At 32.1% G+C, this 3,274-nt stretch carries 6 protein-coding genes; 1 reads left to right on the forward strand and 5 read right to left on the reverse strand.

Annotated features, from left to right (window positions below; all coding sequences use genetic code 11):
* Positions 1–93: 93 nt before the first annotated feature.
* Positions 94–315, forward strand: a complete 222-nt coding sequence (locus ASE55_RS03250) for a hypothetical protein (protein ID WP_056215507.1) — start codon at positions 94–96, stop codon at positions 313–315.
* Between the two features lie 12 nt (positions 316–327).
* Here the strand turns inward: ASE55_RS03250 and ASE55_RS03255 are convergent, their stop codons facing one another.
* From ASE55_RS03255 to ASE55_RS03270, 5 genes are all read right to left on the reverse strand, one after another.
* On the reverse strand, positions 328–516 hold the full coding sequence (locus ASE55_RS03255; protein WP_056215509.1) for a hypothetical protein: 189 nt from the start codon (positions 514–516) through the stop codon (positions 328–330).
* Positions 517–944: 428 nt separating this feature from the next.
* A complete protein-coding gene (locus tag ASE55_RS03260; RefSeq protein WP_056215512.1) occupies positions 945–1,280 on the reverse strand; it encodes a hypothetical protein in 336 nt (111 codons plus the stop codon).
* Between the two features lie 76 nt (positions 1,281–1,356).
* Positions 1,357–2,031, reverse strand: a complete 675-nt coding sequence (locus ASE55_RS03265) for a hypothetical protein (protein WP_056215515.1) — start codon at positions 2,029–2,031, stop codon at positions 1,357–1,359.
* Between the two features lie 145 nt (positions 2,032–2,176).
* Positions 2,177–2,353, reverse strand: coding sequence for a DUF3606 domain-containing protein (locus tag ASE55_RS19790; protein ID WP_082474329.1), 177 nt, complete (start codon positions 2,351–2,353; stop codon positions 2,177–2,179).
* A gap of 127 nt (positions 2,354–2,480) precedes the next feature.
* Positions 2,481–2,843, reverse strand: a complete 363-nt coding sequence (locus tag ASE55_RS03270; protein ID WP_056215519.1) for a hypothetical protein — start codon at positions 2,841–2,843, stop codon at positions 2,481–2,483.
* Between the last annotated feature and the right edge of the window lie 431 nt (positions 2,844–3,274).

Raw genomic sequence — 3,274 nt, forward strand, 5'->3', positions numbered from 1 at the left:
CTGTAATAAAATAATTAATAGATAGATATTATCTCTCATTACAGAATCTGAATTTCATTTGTAAAATTATTAACTTATTATAAAATAACGGTCATGCTTACCTCTAAAGACAGCTTTTCAGACTTTATTAAAGTTGAAATAGAAGCGTTTTATAAAATCAAACTGCCGGATTGTCCGAAACAGAACCAGTTGATGTATACGCTTTCCCGTTACTTCCTAGGGCTGTATGAGAAAAGGTTATATGTCAGCCGTGTATCCGGGGAAGTCGTTGATTACGGGGTTTCTTATTATATCTTCAAAATAAAGGTCGCTTAGAAGTGATAAACATCAATTGATACAAATTGCAGGCAGGATGTTTTTAGCAGACGTTGGTTTACCTTGCGTACTTATTCCGGATGAAGCAGCATAAAACCTGATCATTGCTGAAAATGAATAGGTGGTGCTGATCATCCAGATCCTGGAAGGGTTATTATTCGGATTTGCCGTTACCAATTGGATGTCCGGGACCATGATCATGGGTGGGATTTACGGCAAGGCATTTAGTACGGGAAATCTCTCAATTTTTAATAGGGCAATGGGGCATTGCTAAAGTGGAATTTCAGGAACGGATTTCCTTCAGCACTTTTAGTGGTCCTTCTTATTGGATATTTTCATTTTTCTTATGTTGTAATGCAGTTAATCTTTTCTTCTCTGTCTTCTAAATAAGTTGAAGATCCTGAATAATCATAAGTTTTTGAGTTAGATTATGGATCTTTTTTTCCAGACTTGACTTATTCAATAATACATTCGTTAATGAGGTTTCAATTGTACTTTCCCACCACACTGATCTCGAAGACTGCATTATTGGCGGAAAAGTCATTGAATCTGATAAATACGTACAGTTTCTTTTTCATTCAAGTGAACATGAAGAAAGGAAAACCATGGGAATATCGAAGTTTCAAAAATTAAGAAAGTTTAAAAGGAGCTATAATAACGGAGGTATGCTCAATGTGAATCCACTTGTCGCTTTCCTTATTTTTAATCCCTTTTTTATCATTTATTTTTTGCTCTGCTATATCTATTAAATTATTTACCTTTTGGACATCATTGATAGACTGGTCTTCTATTTTAAAATTTTCAATTTCAAAATACTCTGACTGCTCGATGTCAATATTGGTATTTAGGGAATCTGATAAGTTCTTCTTCCAATAGGTTAGCCACTTTTTGTATTCTTGATTCATTTTGAGGTTTAATGATTTAATTAAATGCTTTGATCTATCTAAATTAGCATGAGTCAGCATTACGCTAATTTTTTAGCATTATTTAGTATTTAATAACCCAATTATTACTGTTCACTATGCATTTTACAAATGAGATTTAACCGTTGCTTTTCTTTTCAGCGGTAAACTTTTCTGCAATGATATAAGGTTGGTTTAGGTTATAATCATCCGGAGATATAATTTCATTTCCAAAAATCAGGACTTTCATATTCTTATAATCGCTTTCGTATTCATCCTCAATTTGAACTTGTAAATTTTCAGACCTACAAAGTTCCCTAAATGCATTAAGTAAAACTTTAGGCAAAGTAATATATTCGGCATCGCTTTCTTTATCCATTAAACCTTTAAAGTTATCAGGGATTTCTTTTTCTCCGAAAAGATTTTGTGTGTTATAAAAAAAGTCTTCCAACTTTTTCCAGGAACCGATGTTATTTTGCAGCAGTTGATAAAATTTCCCGAGAAATTCAAATTTATTATCCGGTACGCCGGTTATCCTACACTGAATTTCCGGGCTTTCGATTATTTTTATCAGCGGATGATCTTCGTAAATATTTATTTTCAAATAAGGCATTAGATTTCCGGAATCAAAATTTTTAAAACCAAAAACATTTTCTGCATTTATGACCCAGTCATCTTCTTTTTCTGTTTCATCAATTAAAGTGATTTGAAGCTGAAGCTTAGAACGGTCAGCTTCAAAAATAAGTTTTTTTAAATACGTGAAACCCTGAGATGCAAAATTCTCTGAATTTGAAATTTCAACCAGTTCTTCCATTGCTATAAGTTTTGATGAAATTAAAGTTAGGAAAATAGTATTGGTCTTGCAAATGTCATAATTTTCAACATCTTCGAAGTAGAAAAATCCCAACTCTCGTCAGGATTTATTTTCGAAATAAAAGTTATCATATTGAAAACCTACATTATTTCCCAAGATACTTCTGAACTGTGGCGGCAGAAGTTCCGACAGCCTTAACGGCTTCTTTCAAACGTTCTTTGGTAACACCAAACTTTTTCGACCAGTAGTCTAGTTCCCAACTTTCATTCACATTGACTTTAGTTGCATCTTGTGGTCTTCTTTTATCTAAATCGTCGCTCATAATATTTTTTTAAATTAATAAAAGTAAAAATAAGCATCTTTAAGATCATATAATTACGGTTTTCCGTAAAGTAAGAAATCCTGATTTTCGTCAGGATTTTTCAATTCTATTTTGTCAATAGGATTCATTATCTTCTTCTCGGAGCACTTCTGGTGTGAGGACTTACATAGGTTCCATTTTTTCTGGTATAGCCTTTTACATGCACTGTCCCCCCACTGCTTGTACTTGGAGTATAATTGTAGGAAGGTGTTGATGTAGTGTGGCTTTTGGCCGGTGTGTAAGTGTTATAAGAAGTATAACTGGGATTATAAGCTAAGCCGTAATAATTTCCCCATTTTATTTTTTTGTATTTTTTTTTGTTCTCTTTATTGGATATATAGACTTGAGTATCTTTGGGTATTGTGGTTACAATATTTTCATTATTACTCGCAGCATATAAATTAGTATCTTCTGTTAGCAGTACCGTATAGTAATTTGTACAAGAGACCATTGATAATAGAATTATCAAAAAGAAAGTGATTTTTTTCATGGATTTATTATTTAATTTATAATTATGATTTCTTCCTGTTGTATAGTGCAAACTTATTCTATTATTTCTTTTAAATATTACGGCTTACCGTAAACCACAAAAATAAAACCCACCAAAAAATTTTCACTCAGTATTTTCCCTGAATTTTATCACAGATTGGCAGCAATTACTCATCAATATTTTGCAAATAAGCCATTTCAAAGGACTTGTATAGAATATACTATTTAAAGAAAATGCACGAGCGCGACGCTCGCGCAAGCAGGGGAAGCTCTATTCTAAAATAATTAAGATTTTGAATAATATTCTCTATTAAGATACTGCTCTTAAGCATGTTTATTTCTAATTTATGGTTATTTGCTATAATGAATTTCAAGTATATGAATAATTATAAG

The sequence above is a fragment of the Chryseobacterium sp. Leaf201 genome (assembly GCF_001421435.1).
Taxonomy (GTDB): domain Bacteria; phylum Bacteroidota; class Bacteroidia; order Flavobacteriales; family Weeksellaceae; genus Chryseobacterium.